The organism is Candidatus Accumulibacter propinquus (genome assembly GCF_056856495.1).
In genome coordinates, this window is record NZ_JBSEHC010000003.1 from 52363 (window position 1) to 69058 (window position 16696).

General features: G+C 60.2%; 20 protein-coding genes. 8 read left to right on the forward strand and 12 right to left on the reverse strand.

Annotated features, from left to right (window positions below):
* Nucleotides 1–14 precede the first annotated feature (14 nt).
* Complete coding sequence (gene folE2, locus AC15MQ_RS06380) at nt 15–839, forward strand: GTP cyclohydrolase FolE2 (RefSeq protein ID WP_287653026.1); 825 nt, start codon at nt 15–17, stop codon at nt 837–839.
* Between the two features lie 77 nt (nt 840–916).
* Here folE2 and rplS read toward each other — a convergent pair whose 3' ends face one another.
* Genes rplS through rpsP form a run of 4 tightly spaced genes read right to left on the reverse strand, consistent with a single transcriptional unit; the run spans nt 917 to nt 2923 of the window.
* On the reverse strand, nt 917–1282 hold the full coding sequence (gene rplS, locus AC15MQ_RS06385) for a 50S ribosomal protein L19 (protein ID WP_287653024.1): 366 nt from the start codon (nt 1280–1282) through the stop codon (nt 917–919).
* Nucleotides 1283–1304: 22 nt separating this feature from the next.
* Nucleotides 1305–2108 (reverse strand): tRNA (guanosine(37)-N1)-methyltransferase TrmD, encoded by an 804-nt coding sequence (trmD, locus tag AC15MQ_RS06390; protein WP_287653022.1) that lies wholly within the window; start codon nt 2106–2108, stop codon nt 1305–1307.
* On the reverse strand, nt 2105–2665 hold the full coding sequence (gene rimM, locus AC15MQ_RS06395) for a ribosome maturation factor RimM (RefSeq protein WP_483079693.1): 561 nt from the start codon (nt 2663–2665) through the stop codon (nt 2105–2107). Before rimM ends, trmD begins: the two co-directional genes overlap by 4 nt.
* 3 nt (nt 2666–2668) lie before the next feature.
* On the reverse strand, nt 2669–2923 hold the full coding sequence (gene rpsP, locus AC15MQ_RS06400) for a 30S ribosomal protein S16 (protein WP_287653018.1): 255 nt from the start codon (nt 2921–2923) through the stop codon (nt 2669–2671).
* A 305-nt stretch (nt 2924–3228) separates the two neighbouring features.
* Here rpsP and AC15MQ_RS06405 point away from each other — a divergent pair, with 305 nt between their 5' ends.
* A complete protein-coding gene (locus AC15MQ_RS06405; RefSeq protein ID WP_287667050.1) occupies nt 3229–4749 on the forward strand; it encodes a hypothetical protein in 1521 nt (506 codons plus the stop codon).
* On the opposite strand, the gene AC15MQ_RS06410 is transcribed toward AC15MQ_RS06405, so the two are convergent.
* The gene (locus tag AC15MQ_RS06410) at nt 4746–5588 is read right to left on the reverse strand and encodes a YihY family inner membrane protein (RefSeq protein ID WP_287667052.1); all 843 of its coding nucleotides are present in this window, start codon (nt 5586–5588) and stop codon (nt 4746–4748) included. The two genes, AC15MQ_RS06405 and AC15MQ_RS06410, sit on opposite strands and share 4 nt — an antisense overlap.
* 84 nt (nt 5589–5672) lie before the next feature.
* Between AC15MQ_RS06410 and wrbA the strand changes: the two genes are divergently transcribed.
* Both wrbA and AC15MQ_RS06420 read left to right on the forward strand, forming a co-directional pair.
* Complete coding sequence (gene wrbA / locus AC15MQ_RS06415) at nt 5673–6266, forward strand: NAD(P)H:quinone oxidoreductase (RefSeq protein ID WP_287653014.1); 594 nt, start codon at nt 5673–5675, stop codon at nt 6264–6266.
* A complete protein-coding gene (locus AC15MQ_RS06420) occupies nt 6266–6607 on the forward strand; it encodes a DUF2069 domain-containing protein (RefSeq protein WP_483079694.1) in 342 nt (113 codons plus the stop codon). Before wrbA ends, AC15MQ_RS06420 begins: the two co-directional genes overlap by 1 nt.
* Before the next feature lie 25 nt (nt 6608–6632).
* Here the strand turns inward: AC15MQ_RS06420 and AC15MQ_RS06425 are convergent, their stop codons facing one another.
* The 5 genes from AC15MQ_RS06425 to ilvB form a co-directional block, all read right to left on the reverse strand.
* Entirely contained in the window at nt 6633–8171 is a 1539-nt protein-coding gene (locus tag AC15MQ_RS06425; protein WP_483079695.1) for a 2-isopropylmalate synthase, read from the reverse strand.
* A gap of 103 nt (nt 8172–8274) precedes the next feature.
* Entirely contained in the window at nt 8275–9048 is a 774-nt protein-coding gene (gene pssA / locus AC15MQ_RS06430; protein WP_287653011.1) for a CDP-diacylglycerol--serine O-phosphatidyltransferase, read from the reverse strand.
* Nucleotides 9049–9125: 77 nt separating this feature from the next.
* Nucleotides 9126–10142, reverse strand: coding sequence for a ketol-acid reductoisomerase (ilvC, locus tag AC15MQ_RS06435; protein WP_287653009.1), 1017 nt, complete (start codon nt 10140–10142; stop codon nt 9126–9128).
* 29 nt (nt 10143–10171) lie between these two features.
* The gene (gene ilvN, locus AC15MQ_RS06440) at nt 10172–10663 is read right to left on the reverse strand and encodes an acetolactate synthase small subunit (protein ID WP_287653008.1); all 492 of its coding nucleotides are present in this window, start codon (nt 10661–10663) and stop codon (nt 10172–10174) included.
* Nucleotides 10664–10675: 12 nt separating this feature from the next.
* Nucleotides 10676–12388, reverse strand: a complete 1713-nt coding sequence (gene ilvB, locus AC15MQ_RS06445; protein ID WP_287667056.1) for a biosynthetic-type acetolactate synthase large subunit — start codon at nt 12386–12388, stop codon at nt 10676–10678.
* A 134-nt stretch (nt 12389–12522) separates the two neighbouring features.
* On the opposite strand from ilvB, the gene AC15MQ_RS06450 reads away from it, so the two are divergent.
* Genes AC15MQ_RS06450 through AC15MQ_RS06465 form a run of 4 tightly spaced genes read left to right on the forward strand, consistent with a single transcriptional unit; the run spans nt 12523 to nt 14469 of the window.
* Nucleotides 12523–13086, forward strand: coding sequence for an RNA polymerase sigma factor (locus AC15MQ_RS06450; RefSeq protein WP_287653075.1), 564 nt, complete (start codon nt 12523–12525; stop codon nt 13084–13086).
* Nucleotides 13083–13460, forward strand: a complete 378-nt coding sequence (locus AC15MQ_RS06455) for a DUF3619 family protein (protein ID WP_287653005.1) — start codon at nt 13083–13085, stop codon at nt 13458–13460. The genes AC15MQ_RS06450 and AC15MQ_RS06455 overlap by 4 nt, the downstream gene beginning before the upstream one ends.
* Nucleotides 13433–14044, forward strand: a complete 612-nt coding sequence (locus AC15MQ_RS06460; protein ID WP_287653004.1) for a DUF3106 domain-containing protein — start codon at nt 13433–13435, stop codon at nt 14042–14044. Before AC15MQ_RS06455 ends, AC15MQ_RS06460 begins: the two co-directional genes overlap by 28 nt.
* Entirely contained in the window at nt 14044–14469 is a 426-nt protein-coding gene (locus tag AC15MQ_RS06465) for an RDD family protein (RefSeq protein WP_483079696.1), read from the forward strand. Before AC15MQ_RS06460 ends, AC15MQ_RS06465 begins: the two co-directional genes overlap by 1 nt.
* A 21-nt stretch (nt 14470–14490) precedes the next feature.
* Here the strand turns inward: AC15MQ_RS06465 and lptG are convergent, their stop codons facing one another.
* Together lptG and lptF are read right to left on the reverse strand one after the other, a co-directional pair.
* Complete coding sequence (lptG, locus tag AC15MQ_RS06470) at nt 14491–15564, reverse strand: LPS export ABC transporter permease LptG (protein ID WP_287653001.1); 1074 nt, start codon at nt 15562–15564, stop codon at nt 14491–14493.
* Nucleotides 15561–16640, reverse strand: a complete 1080-nt coding sequence (gene lptF, locus AC15MQ_RS06475) for an LPS export ABC transporter permease LptF (RefSeq protein ID WP_483079697.1) — start codon at nt 16638–16640, stop codon at nt 15561–15563. Before lptF ends, lptG begins: the two co-directional genes overlap by 4 nt.
* Nucleotides 16641–16696 lie beyond the last annotated feature (56 nt).

The window sequence follows — 16696 nt, forward strand, 5'->3', positions numbered from 1 at the left end:
TACCAGGAGCAGCAATGAACGCCCCCGAAACGCGACCCACACCCGCCACCATGGCGGACGTCCAGGGCTCGGCCGACACCCGACAGATCGCCATCAACAAGGTGGGGATCAAGGCGATCCGTCATCCGGTCAAGGTCCTGGACAAATCCGGCGGGATACAGCACACGATCGCAATGTTCAACATGTACGTCGGCCTGCCGCACAACTTCAAGGGCACCCACATGTCGCGCTTCGTGGAGATTCTCAACAGCCACGAGCGCGAGATTTCGGTCGAGAATTTCCCGGCCATGCTGCGCGAAATGGTAGATCGGCTGGAGGCGGAAACCGGCCATGTCGAAATGAGCTTTCCCTATTTCATCAACAAGGCGGCACCGGTTTCCGCTGTGCAGAGCCTGATGGACTACGATGTGACGTTGACCGGCGAGATCTGCCACGGCAGGATCGAGTCGACCATCAAGGTCGTCGTTCCAGTGACCAGCCTATGTCCGTGCTCCAAGGAAATTTCCGAACGCGGGGCTCACAACCAGCGCTCGCACGTGACGGTGACGGTGAGCATCAATGAGCACCTGTGGATCGAGGAACTGGTTCAGTTCGTCGAAGCCGAGGCCTCCTGCGAACTCTACGGGCTGCTCAAGCGACCTGACGAAAAATTCGTCACCGAACGCGCATACGACAACCCGAAGTTTGTCGAGGATATGGTGCGCGATGTCGCGGCGCGGCTCAACGCCGAGCGTCGGATCGATACCTATGTGGTGGAATCCGAGAACTTCGAGTCAATTCACAATCATTCGGCGTACGCGCTGATCGAAAACGACAAGCGCTCGGCAAGCGCCACCTGAATCTGTTACCGGTACGCAGAAGCGGGCGAAGTCTGCCGACTCCGCCCGCTTCTTGTCCCTCGCAGCAACGCTGGTGTTCAGCGCTGCTTGCGGATCAGTTTTTCCTTGATCCGCGCCGACTTGCCTGAGCGTTCGCGCAGGTAGTACAGCTTGGCACGCCGTACGTCACCACGGCGCTTGACTTCAATCGAAGCCACCAGTGGCGAATAGGTCTGAAAAGTACGCTCGACGCCCTCGCCAGAGGAAACCTTGCGGACAATGAAGCTCGAGTTGAGACCACGGTTGCGCTTGGCGATCACGACGCCCTCGTAGGCCTGCAGGCGCTCGCGCGTGCCTTCCTTCACCTTGACCTGAACGACGACGGTATCGCCTGGCGAAAACACGGGAATCACTTTGCCCAGACGGGCGATTTCTTCTTGCTCAAGTTGCTCGATCAGATTCATTTTCTAACTCCATACATGCGAATTACGCTTTATTGTCCTGACCGCATTGCTCCTGAAACTGCACCAGGAGTTGCGTTTCCGATTTTGACAAGAAACGCCCCGCCAACAGCTCGGGACGCCGCTGCCACGTGCGACCCAGCGCCTGTTGCAGGCGCCAGCGCCGTATCTCCTCGTGGTGACCGGACAGCAGTACCTCCGGCACCCGCCACCCGTCGTATTCCTCGGGCCGCGTGTAGTGCGGGCAATCCAGCAAGCCCGCCACAAAAGAATCCTGCAGTACCGACTCGGCATCGTTCAGCACTCCCGGCAACTGCCTGACGACGGCGTCGAGCAGAGCCATGGCCGGGACTTCGCCTCCCGAGAGAACGAAATCCCCAATCGAAATCTCCTCGTCGATGCAACGCTCGATGAGCCTTTCGTCAATCCCTTCATAGCGACCGCAGACCAGCACCAGCGCTTCGCCGGCCTGCGCCAGCTGCAACACCCGCCGATGCGTCAGCAGTGGCCCCTGCGGTGACAGGCAGATGACGCGGCTGGCCTCGCCAAGCGCCTGTTGCCGCGCTTTCGCCGCCTTGATTGCCGCTTCCAGAGGCTGCGGCATCATCACCATCCCTGGCCCACCGCCGTACGGACGATCATCGACGGTGCGATGCCGGTCGCTGGTGAAATCGCGCGGATTCCACAGCCGCAGGCTCCAGCGGCCGGAATTCAGAGCCTTGCGGGTCACGCCCGACTGCGTCAGCGCGACAAACATCTCGGGAAACAAGGTCACGACATCGGCGACGAACGGAGCCGCTGCTGGCGGCACCGGCTCCGACGCAATCACCAATCCATTTCCCATTCGACACGAACCTGCCTTGCTGCCAGGTCCACATCCAGTACGACCGTCGCCACGAAAGGCAGCAGCCTTTCGGCGCTCTCGCCATCGCCAACCCGCAGAACGGTGTTGGCAGGGGTTTCGATCATGCCGAGAATCCGCCCCAGGGACTGCTCCCGAGTGTTGAGCACCGTCAGGCCAAGCAGGTCAGCCCAATAGTATTCACCCGTATCGGTCGGCGGCAACGCGGCCCGCGGTACGCCCACCAGAACACCGCGCATGGCTTCCGCAGCGGTGCGGTCGGTCACGGACGCCAGCCGCGCCACCAGCAGGTCATTTCGCAGCTTGCAGGTGATCAGTCTTGTCCGACACCAGAGTTGTGGCGCATCACCCTCGTGACCGATCCACCAGTAGGGCAACTGCGACCAGCCGAGGGGATCATCGGCAAACGGAAAAACCCGCACCTCGCCTTGCAGCCCACAGGCGGCCATGATCTTGCCCAGGACAACGATATCGGCTGGCGGCGGGTCGAGTCCCGGAACAGCGGACCCAGTCGTGTCAGGCAAGGTTCAGGCTACCACCTTGGCGGCGGACTGCTTGAGCAGACGAGCAACGGTCGGCGAGGTCTGGGCACCTTGCTGCTGCCAGTAGCTCAGGCGGTCGACGGCAACGTACAGGCCCTGTTCCTGGCCTGCGGCCAGCGGGTTGTAGAAGCCTACGCGCTCGATGAAACGGCCATCGCGACGAGCGCGCGAATCAGCCACCACCATGTTGTAGAAGGGACGCTTTTTCGCGCCACCACGGGCCAGACGAATAACAACCATGATAGTCTCTTCCGAATCCAGAAAAAGGGGACGATTATAGCAAGAAATTGCGAATAATGAAGCACCTGTTGGCTGGTTCGAGAACAATCCGGGCTACCGGACACCATCGAGCCGGACAACAGGGGAAACTTGATGACCCCCAGCAGGCGGCCTCACAGGTATAATCGGCAAACCGGCGGCAGTCGGTCAAGGCATTGATTTTATGACTTGCGCCCAGACTGCACGGAAGTTGCCCTGCGCAGCCGAAAGGTACCCAGCGACATGGCTGACAGGCAACAATGGAACCCCCTTTGGCAGGTGGCCTGATGACCGACACCGTATTCAACGCCGCTGGCACAGAACGAACCGCAACGATTCCGTCCGGCATCCGAAGCATCCAGCAGTGGCTGGAGATGCCATTGGCACCTCAGCCCGCCGACGAACTCCCCTTGCTGCGAGCACATCTGAAGGCCTTGCGGGAGATTGACGGAACGCTGCCGCAGCGCGTGCGCATACTGGACGGCTTGTACTCCCGCAGCACGATGGTTACTTCCCGACTGATTCCTTCGCTAAGCGTCGATCTGGTATTACCAGTGCCGCGGAAAACGCGCCGCATCGTCCGCAGCCTCCTGGACTTGTTGCAGATGCTTGCCGATGACACGCTTGCGCAACTCGACGAACATGATCGGCAACACGCACCCGATAAGGAGCGTCAACTGGCACTGTGGCGCAGCGTATATGTGCTGGCGCAGCAATTGATGATCAGTGACTTGATTGCCTCGCCCGCGCGCGCAGGCACTTGGCTGCTGCTGCATCAGACCTATGCTGAAGCACGCAGGCTGCAATTGCACGCGACGGTTCCCAGGGGCGAAGTTCATAGCCTGCAGCATCTCTATCACGCCGCAATCCTGCTTGGCTGGGCGCAACCGGCGTCGTTGACTGCACGCGAAGTGCTGTTCCTCACCGACTACTTTGAACGCTTTGCCAACCAAATTGAGCCACTCTCTTCGTCCGCGGCGGTGAATGCAGCCACTCTCTGTATCGATCCATTGCGCGACGCGGCAGCCATGTCGTCCTTCCGCAAGATTGCGCTGCCGACAGCCGATCTGGATTGCTATTCGATCGCCGGGCTCTGCGCGCTGCTCAAGGTGCAGATCGCCCAACTCGACGCCGGCACACCGCCACAGGAGCTGAATCTGCCCGATTTCGCAGGTACGCCCGCCGGGCGTGGCGTTCTCGTGCGTTTGTCGGTGCGCTGGAGCAATTCGGGAAAGCGCCGTTTTCAGCGCCGCATGCAGAACCAGAGGGCGCTGGTGGGCGCGGGCATCGACGGCCTCTGGCAACTCAGTCAAAAAGGCACGGCCGCCAATGTTGAGTTGTCGACCTGGATGATCACCAACGAAAGTCCCGAAGGATATTCGGTCATGCATGTCTCCGGCAATATCGGAGCGCTGTCGGTTGGCGACGTTGCCGCCGTGCGTACGGGATCCGACCAGAACTGGCAGATTTGCATGGTTCGTTGGGCCGTTTCGGAGAACCCGGAGCATCTTGAACTGGGCCTGCAAATTCTGGCGCCAAGGGCTGTGCCGGCGATTCTCGCGCAGCCTTCGGACGGCAGCACCGGCACCGAACACCTGCGCGTACTCATCTTGCCGGAGATTCCGAAGCTGCGCACCGGTCAATGGCTGATTGTGGCAGCGGGTGCCCTACCCAAACACCGCGATAAACTGCTTCTCGTCATCGAAGAAGAAAACGTCGCCGTGCGCGAGGTGAAGAGCATTTACGTTGACGAACAGACGGGCAGCGTCGAGATCCTGTCGATCGAGCCTGACCAGGACCCTTTCTAGGGTACCGACTCGCTGTTCCCTCCGGATCTGAACTCGGGCAGGGTCGCGGCAACCAGTGCACCAATGAGGACTACCGCCCAGGACAGATAGAGCCAGACGAGGAACATCGGCAGCGTCGCAAAGGCACCGTAAACTGCCGTATACGAAGGGAAATTCGACAGATACAGTTCGAAGGCCTGCTGCATCAGCAGAAAACCGACTGCGGCAAACACGCCGGCCCGCGCGGCGTCGCCGGCCGCCACACGGGTGTTGGGTAGCGCATGGTACAGCCCTCCCAAGAACAAACCGGCAATGATCAGCCCAAGCGCCTTTACCAGCAGCCATCTGACCCACGGCGGTTCGTCCAGAAAGCCCAGCGAAATGGTTACGGCGTATGAGGTGGCAAGCAACACGCCACCGATGAGCAGCGGCCACAGTGCGATCAATCCGGCAAACAGTCGCAGGCGTTGCCACCACGGACGCGTTTCCCTGACCGACCAGACGTGGTTGAAGGCCCGTTCGATGGTCAGCAGCAACATCAGCACGGTCGTCACCAGAACCAGCAGGCCGATGGCCGTAACGTTTACCGCCTTCTGAGAAAACTCCAGAACGTACTGGATAATCAACCCGGCACTTCGCTCCGGGAGAAGACTGCGGGCCAGAAACAGTTCCAACTGATCGACCATGTCCGGGAAGTAGGGAACCACCGTGACGATGCTCAGCACCACAGCAACCAGCGGAACCAGCGACAGAAGTGTGGTAAAAGCCAGGCTGGCGCTGATCTGATCGAAATTTTCCTCGACAAAGCGACGTGCGATACGCCCCAGGAAGCGCCGCCATGGAAATCTCGCGGAATACATGCGCTCCTCGTTCTTCAAGATCGGTGGTATCTGTCAAGGCCTTGGCGGTTAGCCGTTCGCGGCGGTTTCCGGGATAATAACGCCATGTCGGAAATTCTGGTCCTCTACTATAGTCATCGTGGTTCGGTACACGCCCTCGCCCAGCAGGTCGCCCGCGGTATCGAGGCAACCGCCGGCGTGACGGCGCGTTTGCGAACGGTCCCCAAGGTTTCGCCGATATGCACGGCCAGCGCACCGGAGGTGCCGACCACCGGCGCGCCCTACGTGGAAGCCGCGGATCTCGCTGAGTGCATCGGACTGGCGCTCGGCAGTCCTACGCGCTTCGGCAACATGGCGGCGCCAATGAAATACTTCTGGGACAGCACAGCAAGCGAATGGTCTGCTGGAACGCTAGCGGGCAAACCCGCCTGCGTGTTCACCTCAACGGCCAGCGCTCACGGTGGACAGGAGAGCACGCTCCTGTCGATGCTGCTGCCACTTCTGCATCACGGCATGCTGGTGGTCGGCCTGCCTTATAGCGAGCCCGCACTGGCGCGCACAAGAAGTGGCGGCAGCCCTTACGGGGCCAGCCACCTGGCCGGAGCCGACGGCGATCCAAAGCTCACCGACGACGAACGTCAACTCGCATTCGCCCAAGGCCGCAGACTCGCGGCCATCGCGCTGAAACTCGCCTCCTGATGCTCCGGGCCCTCTACCTGGCCGCCTGCAGCAGCCTCATCATGCTGATTTTCCTGTGTCTCGCCTGGGAACTGCGCCTCGCCCCCGTACACCCAGGGGGATCGTGGCTGGCCCTGAAGTGCCTGCCGTTGCTTGCACCGCTGTTCGGACTCCTCAACGGCCGCCGCTATACGTACCAGTGGGCGGCGATGCTGATCCTGCTGTATTTCACCGAAGGCATCGTGCGCGCTACCACCGACCAGGGCCCTGCACAGTGGCTGGCGATCGCCGAAACTGCGTTGTCGCTGATTTTCTTTTGCACGAGCGTCGCCTACGCTCGGCTCACACGCCCCTCGGCGTGATAGGGGGCCAACCGCCCCCTATGGTTCAGACATCCCCCTGCGGATCAAGCCGGTCGGGGAACTGCAGCTTGTTCAAGGCATTCAGATAGGCCTTCGCCGAAGCGATGACGATGTCGGTATCGGCACCGTTGCCATTGACGATGCGGCCTGCTCTTGCCAGGCGGACGGTCACTTCGCCCTGCGCGTCGGTTCCGGTGGTGATCGCATTGACCGAATAGAGCAGCAGTTGCGCACCGCTGGCCGCGATCGATTCGATCGCCTTGAACGTCGCATCGACCGGGCCGCTGCCGATTCCCGAGGCCTTCTGCTCGACGCCGCCAACCGTCAGAGTGACGTTGGCGGCGGGTGTCTCGCCGGTTTCGGAACAGACGTGCGAATAGACCAGCTTGTAGTACTCACCCTCCGGAGTGATGTCCTCATCGGATACCAGGGCCTGCAGGTCTTCGTCAAAGATTTCGTGTTTCTTGTCGGCCAGTTCCTTGAAGCGGGCAAACGCTGCGTTCAGTGACTCCTCGCTGTCGAAGACGATCCCCAATGCCGCCAGGCGTGACTTGAAGGCATTGCGACCCGAGTGCTTGCCAAGCACCAATTTGTTTTGCGCCCAGCCGACATCCTCGGCACGCATGATCTCGTAGGTTTCACGGTGTTTCAGCACCCCGTCCTGATGAATTCCTGATTCGTGCGCAAAGGCGTTGGCGCCGACGACGGCCTTGTTGGGCTGCACCGGGTAGCCGGTAATCTGCGACACCAGTTTGGACGCGGGAACGATTTGCGTGGTATCGATCCGGGTCTGCACCGGAAACAGGTCGCTGCGCGTGCGTACGGCCATCACCACCTCTTCGAGTGAGGCATTGCCGGCGCGTTCGCCGAGGCCATTGATCGTACATTCGACTTGGCGCGCACCGGCCAGCACGGCCGACAGTGAATTGGCCACCGCCATCCCCAGATCGTTATGGCAATGGGTGGACCACACCACCTGCTCGGCCCCTGGTACGCGCTCGATCAGGGTACGCATCAGTTCACCCCAGACCGAAGGAACGCTGTAGCCGACGGTATCGGGAACGTTGATCGTCCGGGCACCCGCCGCGATCACCGCGGTGAAGACACGGCACAGAAAATCAACGTCAGAGCGTACCGCGTCTTCCGCCGAAAACTCGACATCCTCGGTGTATTCGCGCGCCCAATGCACCGCCCTCACCGCCGCCTCGACGACCTGGTCGGGCGCCATGCGCAGTTTCTTCTCCATGTGGATCGGACTGGTGGCGATGAACGTATGTATCCGCCCACGGGCTGCAGGAGCGATCGCTTCGCCTGCCCGGCGGATGTCGTTCTCGTTGGAACGTGCCAACGAACAGACGGTAGCACCCTTGATGATCTTCGCAATCGACTGTATGGCGTCAAAGTCGCCGGGTGAGGCCGCTGCGAAGCCGGCCTCGATGACATCGACCCGCATCCGCTCCAGTTGCCGTGCAACGCGCAGTTTTTCTTCCTTGGTCATCGAGGCGCCCGGGCTCTGCTCGCCGTCGCGCAAAGTGGTATCGAATATTACCAGATGCTCTTTCATGTCCTGACTCCGGATCGAGGGATGGAAATACCCTGCTGAAACAGTATTGAATCGCCGTGTCAAAGGAGGCGACAAGGCCTCCGGCGCGGCCGCGGCGGGCCGGCTATACTGCTGATGCTGGTGGCGATGGCGGCTTGCGCCTGAACCAGTGCAACAGCGCCAGAACATAGCCCGAGAGCCCGTAAGCGACGAACAGACCGAACAGGGCTATCGGCGTGTCGTAGGAGAGCACTGCAAAGCCGAGCGCTATGGCCACCACAAAGATGAAAGGAACGCTGCGCCGCAGGTTAACGTCCTTGAAACTGTAAAAGCGAATGTTTGACACCATCGAAATGCCGGCAAAGATCACCAGCCCGCAAGCGAACCAGCGAACATCTGCGGCGGCGACATGCTTGTCGATCATGACCCAGAAGAAACCGGTCACCAGCGCCGCCGCGGCCGGGCTGGGCAATCCCTGGAAATAGCGCCGGTCCGTGACTTCCAGCGTCGTATTGAAGCGGGCCAGGCGCAACGCTGCACCGACGCAATAAATGAAGGCGGCAATCCACCCCAGTCGTCCCATGTCCCTGAGCGCCCAAGCATAGGTTACCAGGGCCGGGGCGACACCAAAAGACACCATGTCGGACAGGGAGTCATATTCGGCGCCAAAGGCGCTTTGTGTACGCGTCATGCGCGCGACCCGTCCGTCGAGACCATCGAGGACCATCGCCACGAAGATGGCCACCGCAGCCCGTTCGAAGTCGCCCATCATCGCCTGGACAATGGCAAAGAACCCGCAAAACAGCGCCGCGGTGGTAAACAGGTTTGGCAGTAGATAGATGCCGCGGCGCCGCAACTCGGGATTGAACAGTGTCTTGCGGGGCTTGATTTCGGGCATTGCGCTGTTGACTCGGTGCAGAGGCGGGCGAGAGGGAGGCGAGTGCCGCCCTCAGCCTCGCCAGGCCATGGAAGCGATCAGTTCTTGCTTTGATCGACCAGCCTGTTTTTCTTGATCCAGGGCATCATGTCGCGCAGTTTGGCACCGACGGTCTCGATCTCGTGTTGTGCAATCAAACGCCGACGCGCGGTCATCGCCGGGTAGTTGGTACGCCCTTCGAGGATGAACATCTTGGCATAGTCGCCGTTCTGAATCCGTTTCAGGGCGGCACGCATTGCCGCACGCGAGGTCTCGTTGATCACCTCGGGCCCGGTCACGTACTCCCCGTACTCCGCATTGTTCGAAATCGAGTAGTTCATGTTGGCAATGCCGCCTTCGTACATCAGGTCAACAATCAACTTCAGTTCATGCAGGCACTCGAAATACGCCATCTCCGGCGCATAACCCGCCTCGACCAGCGTCTCGAAGCCCATCTTGGCCAGTTCGACGGCACCACCGCAGAGAACGGCCTGTTCGCCGAACAGGTCGGTTTCAGTCTCCTCGCGGAAGTTGGTCTCGATCACCCCGCCCTTGGTCCCGCCATTGGCCGCCGCGTAGGACAGCGCGATGTCACGGGCCTTGCCGGAGCGGTCCTGGTGAACGGCGATCAGCGATGGTACGCCACCACCCTTGAGGTACTCCGAGCGTACCGTATGCCCCGGCCCCTTCGGGGCCACCATGATGACGTCCACATCATCACGGGCAATCACCTGGTTGTAATGCACATTGAAGCCGTGTGCGAAGGCCAATGCCGCGCCCTTCTTCATGTTCGGCGCCACTTCGGCGTTATATACCTGCGGGATGCTCTCATCCGGGAGCAGCATCATCACCACGTCGGCACCCCGGACTGCCCTGGCAACTTCCTCGACTTTCAAGCCGGCATTCTCGGCCTTGCTCCACGAAGCACCGTCCTTGCGCAGACCGACCGTCACCTTGACGCCGGAATCGCTCAGATTTTGCGCGTGTGCATGGCCCTGCGAGCCGTAACCAACGATGGTGACCTTCTTGCCCTTGATCAGGGAGAGGTCGGCGTCCTTGTCGTAGAAAACTTTCATGCGATTTCCTCTTTTGCTGTTCGCTGTACTTAGACTTTTAGAATACGCTCGCCGCGGCCGATGCCGGATACCCCCGTACGAACGGTCTCGAGAATCAGTCCGGCGTCTATCGCCTGAATGAAGGAATCGAGCTTCGCTCCGCTCGCGGTCAGTTCAATGACATAGGTCGATTCGGTCACATCGATGATGTGGCCACGGAAGATGTCGGCCAGGCGCTTGAGTTCCTCGCGGTCCTTGCCTGTGGCCCGGACCTTGATCAACATCAACTCCCGCTCGATATGCGCGGCCTCGGAGAGATCGACAACCTTGATGACATCGATCAACTTGTTCAGTTGCTTGGTGATCTGCTCGATCACGGCGTCCGTCCCCGAGGTGACGATGGTCAGGCGTGACAGCGAGAGGTCCTCGGTCGGAGCGACCGTCAGGGTCTCGATGTTGTAGGCACGCGCCGAAAACAGACCAGCGACCCGCGACAGTGCACCGGCTTCGTTCTCCAGCAGGATTGAGATAATGTGTCGCATCTTGCCTTTCCCTTACAGATCTTCGGTCAGGATCATGTCCGCCAGGCCCTTGCCGGCGGCTACCATCGGGAACACGTTCGCCTTCTGATCGGTAATGAAATCGATGAAAACGAGATCGTCCTTGTGGTCGATGAATGCCTTGCGCAGCGCGGCCTCGACATCCTCTGGCCGTTCGACGCGGATACCTACGTGACCATAGGCCTCGGCGAGCTTCACGAAGTCGGGCAACGAATCCATGTACGACTCCGAGTACCGGCTGCCATAGAACATCTCCTGCCACTGCCGTACCATGCCCAGGTAGCGATTGTTGAGATTGATGATCTTGATCGGCAAACGAAACTGCTTGGCTGTCGACAGCTCCTGAATGCACATCTGGATCGAACCTTCACCGGTCACGCAGGCGATCTGCATTTCCGGATGCTGCAGCGCTGCACCCATGGCATAGGGCAGACCAACCCCCATGGTACCGAGGCCACCCGAGTTGAGCCAGCGACGCGGCTCGTCGAACTTGTAATATTGCGCGGCCCACATTTGATGCTGGCCGACGTCCGAGGTGACGATCGCGTTGCCGCCGGTCACCTCATACAGTTTCTCCATCACGTACTGCGGCATGATGACACCCTTCTTCATGCGGTATTTCATGCACAGCTTGCCGCGCCACTCCTCGATTTCCTTCCACCAGGCCGCCAATGCCGCAGCATCCGGGCTGACGTTCCCGGCATCCAGCAATCGGAGCATCTCCTCGAGGACATCCGGAACGTTGCCGACGATGGGCACATCCACCTTGACGCGTTTGGAAATTGACGAGGGATCGATGTCGATGTGGATGATCTTGCGAGGGATCGAGGCGTAATTCTCCGGATTGCCGATCACTCGGTCGTCAAAACGGGCACCGATGGCCAGCAATACGTCGCAATGCTGCATGGCCAGATTCGCCTCGACCGTGCCGTGCATGCCGGGCATGCCGAGGAATTGGCGGTCGGTGCCCGGATAAGCTCCAAGCCCCATCAAGGTGTTGGTGATCGGAAATCCGAGGCGGCGCGTGAGTCGGGTCAATTGCTCGGCGCCATTGGACAGAATGACGCCACCGCCGGTATAGATCATCGGCCGCTTGGCCTCGAGCAGCAGGTGCACGGCCTTCTTGATCTGCCCCAGATGCCCCTTGATGACCGGGTTGTAGGAACGCAACTGGATCGTATCCGGATACTCGAACTTGCATTTGGCGGCGGTGACATCCTTCGGAATATCGACCACCACCGGACCCGGGCGACCGCTGTTGGCGATGAAGAAGGCTTTCTTGATCGTCACCGCCAGCTTATGCACATCATTGACCAGGAAGTTGTGCTTCACGCAGGGACGCGTGATGCCGACGGTATCGCATTCCTGGAAGGCATCCTGTCCGATATAGGCGTTCGGCACCTGCCCCGAGATCACCACCAGCGGAACGGAATCCATGTACGCGGTGGCAATACCGGTCACCGCATTGGTCGCGCCGGGACCTGAGGTCACCAGAGCCACGCCGACCTTGTGCGAGGAACGCGCCAGACCGTCAGCCGCATGCACCGCAGCCTGCTCATGACGAACCAGAATATGTTTGATCTGGTCCTGCTTGAACAGCGCATCATAAATGTGAAGGACCGACCCACCCGGATAGCCGAATACGTATTCGACCTTTTCTTCCTGCAGGCACCTGATTACAATCTCCGCACCCGTCATCATCGTCATTGCCGTCGCCCCAGCAAGCAAATTGCTCGAAAAAAGTCTGCAACGTTAAAGCTTTGGCCTCGATTGGTCAAGGCATTCACCAAACCGGCGCCCGCGAAAACCACCTCAAACCCACAACCGCAAGGATTCTCGCTCTGGCCAGCCAACGCGAACTGTCGGATTTTCTCACTGCAATCGAGCGCCGTGCTTTCAAGCAAGCCATGTTTGCGGTGCGCAACGAGGAGTCGGCACTCGATGTCGTGCAAGACGCGATGATGAAGCTCGCCGAGAAATATGGCGATCACCCGCTGACCGAGCTGCCGATGCTGTTCCAGCGCATACTGCAGAACACGATTCGCGACTACTATCGACGCAGCCGTGTGCGTGCCCTGTGGACCACTTTGCTCTCGTCGCTTTCGCCGGGAGACGACGAGGACCACGATCCGCTCGAAGCCATCAGCGGCGAAGCCGGATCGTATAGCCCGCAGACCCCGGACGACCAGCTCCAGCAATCGCAACTCCTTGGGATAATTGAAAAAGAGATAGAATTGCTGCCAGCGCGTCAACGTGAAGCTTTCCTCCTGCGTTACTGGGAAGATATGGATGTTGCCGAAACAGCCAGTGCCATGGGCTGCTCCGAGGGCAGCGTCAAGACGCATTGCTCGCGAGCCAATCACTCGCTGGCAGCGGCACTGAAAGCAAAAGGAATTACCCTATGAATGAACTGCATCTTGCCTACAAGGTCAGGCATCACTTGAACCAAGGTCTGCGCGACATCCCTGTGGAAACAATCGGCCGCCTTGAAATGATCAGGCAGCGCGCCCTGGCACATCAGAAGGTTTCGGTTCACCAGTCGGTCCTGGCCGGCGCGGGTAGTTTTATTCATGATCGCCTTGATCGCCTGGACTTCCGCCAACTATTCCTGGCGCTTGTCGTCGTGTTAGGCATCGCCACCTATACCTACTGGTATGCCGACCAGAGCATTACCGAGTTGGAGATCATCGACAGCGCGCTCCTCTCCGACGATCTGCCAATCGCTGCGTTTACCGACCGGGGCTTTGATGCATGGCTGAAAAGCTCCGCGTCGCAGTAATCCTCGCCAGCTTCATTGCGTTGACGGCCTGGGCCGACGTTCCCAGCCCGTCGTCCATTGCCACGCCGCCGCAACCGCAATGGACGGAACTGTCGGTGGAGCAAAGGACTATCCTGGCGCCGCTTAGCGACGATTGGGACGCCATGGAGTACAGCCGCCAAAAGAAATGGCTGGGCATCACGCGCCGCTTTGCCACCATGACGCCGGAAGAGCAACGCCGAATCCAGGGTCAGATGCAGGAGTGGGGAAAGCTGACGCCTGAGCAGCGGCGACTCGCTCGCGAGAACTTCTTGACTGCCAACAAGCTCCCGATCGAGAAGAAGCAGGAACTGAGGCAAAAATGGGAGGAGTACTCCAGTCTGCCGGAAGAGGAAAAGGCAAGGCTACAGCAGCAAGCCGCGAGCAAGCCGGTACCCAAACCCGGGCGGCAGCCCAACCCCGCCCCGCCAGTTGCCGTGCCGGCCCCGAACCCCGCTGCATCACCAGCCATAGGTACCCCTGCCCCGGCTGCGGAAACCGTAGCGGCCAATCCACCGCCCGCAGCGGCTGCAGCGCCAGCGAGCGACTCACTCGGCAAGCGCTGATGTCGACTGTACCGGCCGTCAGGTGGCCGGGCATCCTGCGTCGTCTTGCCAGCATGGGCTACGAAGGACTGTTGTTGGCGGCAGTGCTTGCGGTTCTCCTGGTCCTGCCGCACGTGCTGCTTGGCGCCTTCGCGCATCGCCTGGCGTCACCCGTTGTGGTACAGACCCATTGCTTCCTGGTATTGCTGATCTACTTCCTCTGGTTCTGGAGCCATGGCGGGCAAACGCTGGCCATGAAAACCTGGCGCATCCGCTTGGTCAGCCGGGATGGTCTGGCCGTCCGCCCGGCGCAAGCGATCCTGCGCTACCTTTTGTGCTGGCCCAGCATCGTCCTCGGAGGTGTCGGAATCGTCTGGGCACTGTTCGATCGCGACCGACAATTTCTCCACGATCGCCTTTCGGGCACGCAACTGGTCATGGTCTGAGAGAATTCATTCAGGTAAGCGTCAGCGCTTGTCAACCCACCAGATCATCGTCGCGGCTGCAAACAGGAACAGGGCCGAAGGCGTCACCGCACTGAGCAGCGGCGACCAACTGTTGATCGCGCCGAGATTGGAAAACAGGCCGTTGAGCATGTAGAACAGGATGCCGACCATGACTCCGGAAAAGATCTTGAGGCCAACGCGCTCGGCCCGGTAATGGGCACCGCCAAACGGCAAAGCGAGGGCAACCATGACGAAGGCGGCCAACGGGTAGATCACTTTCTTCCAGAAGGCGATATCGTAACGGTTGGTCTTCTGGTGATTGTCCGCCAGATGTTTGGTATACGTCGATAGATGTCGCAGCGACATGCGATCGGGTGAAACCATCAGGACCGAGAGAATGTCCGGGCTCAGCGCCGAACGCCACAACAGTTCGGGCAACTGCCGGACTTCAGCACGTTCGCCATCCAGCACCGTCTGCACCACATGCGTCAGCTGCCAACTGTCGGGCACCACATGCTTCCCCTCTGCAGCCTCGGTGATCGAGCGCAACTGCGCCTGCTCGTCAAATTCGTAGATACGGATGCCACGCAGACTGGTATCCGGCAGGACGACGCGTACGTTGATAAAACTCTGTTCGTCCTTGACCCACAGACCGGAGCGCAGGTCCTGCCCCACCATGCGCCCTCGTTCCTTCAGGCGCATCTGATACGCCGCCTTCTCCGCAGGCGGCGCGACAAACTCACCGATCAGGAAAGTCGCTACGGCAAACCAGCCGGCCACCTGGAATAGCCCCCCCAGCAAGGACACCGTAGACAAACCGGAGACGCGCAACACGGTCAGTTCGGAATGACGGGCCAGCGCCGAGAGTGCGTAAAGCGTGCCGATCAGGACGGCAATCGGCACCAGTTCGTAGGCCCGACCCGGCGCACGCAGCAAAACGAAGGCAAACGCATGGTGCAACTGGTAGCCGCCCTCGCCGACACTCTTGATTTCCCCAAGCAGATCGAAGAAGGCGAACAAGGCCAGAAAAGCCAGCAACACCAGCAGAATGGCGCCTGACACCTCGCGCGCAAGGTAGCGACGATAGACCTTCATCGAGACCAGCGTAGGAAGGAGAAGACGGCGATGCGTCGGTAGAAAAGGGCCGGAAGGAGGCACAGCATGAGCAGATGAACGGCCAGCACGCCGACCGCAAAGGACACCTTGCCACTCGCCACCCACCCCTGGCTGATGGTCACCAGATTGTTGTAGATCAGGTAGACCAGAATGGCGAACAGCATGTTCGCCGAACGACCTGCACGTGGATTGGTAAACGACAGCGGGATCGCCAGCAAGGCGAGCACGATTGCCGAAAACGGCAGGCTCACCCGGTACAACAATTCAGCGCGATGCTGGGGAGTATCGACCTGCAGCAGGTCCAGGGTGGGCATGGTCCTCGGTGTCGGCGCCAAACCGCGCGACTCCTTGGTCTCCAGACGCACAGCATAGCGCGCGTATTCGAGGATGCGGAAATCGGCGGTGCCGGGCTGGAAGTCGTAGCGGCGACCGTTCTGCAGAACGATAAAGCGGTCGCCATTTTCCGCGACTTCCTGATGACCGCTGCCCGCCATCGTCACCCCCAGCCGTTCGGGTCGGCCTTCGCTGACAAACACGTTGCGGACGACGTTGGTATCCTCCGCGACACCTTCAACGAAGATCACGCGGTCGCCAGCCGATGACTCCTGAAACGCGCCCGGAGAGATCTGCCCGGCGTCCTTTCGCGAATTCAGCTTGCCGCGAAACTCGGCGCTCTGGGACACGGCCCAAGGGGAAAAGAAGAAGGCCAGAGCGGCGATGGTCGCTACCAGCGGCAAGGCAAAGACCAGTACCGGCCTGATCCACGCCGTCAGCGGCAATCCGGACGAGAACCAGACGACCATCTCGGAATCACGATAGCTGCGAGACAGGGTTAACAAAATGGCGATAAATGACGACAGCGACAGCAATACCGGCAGGTAGTTGAGCGATGCGAAGCCGAGCAGCGCCACCACCGCATCCGGTTCGACGCTGCCTTGCGCCGCTTCATTGAGCAGGCGAATCAACTGCGTGGTCATCATGATGGCAAAAAGCGCAGTGAAGACCCCGGCCGCGGAGTGGGTGAACTCGCGCCGAACCGCACGCTGAAAGATCATTCTTTGACTTTGGTGAAAAACTGCAGTGATAATCAGGGCTTCGAAAGAAGCACGCG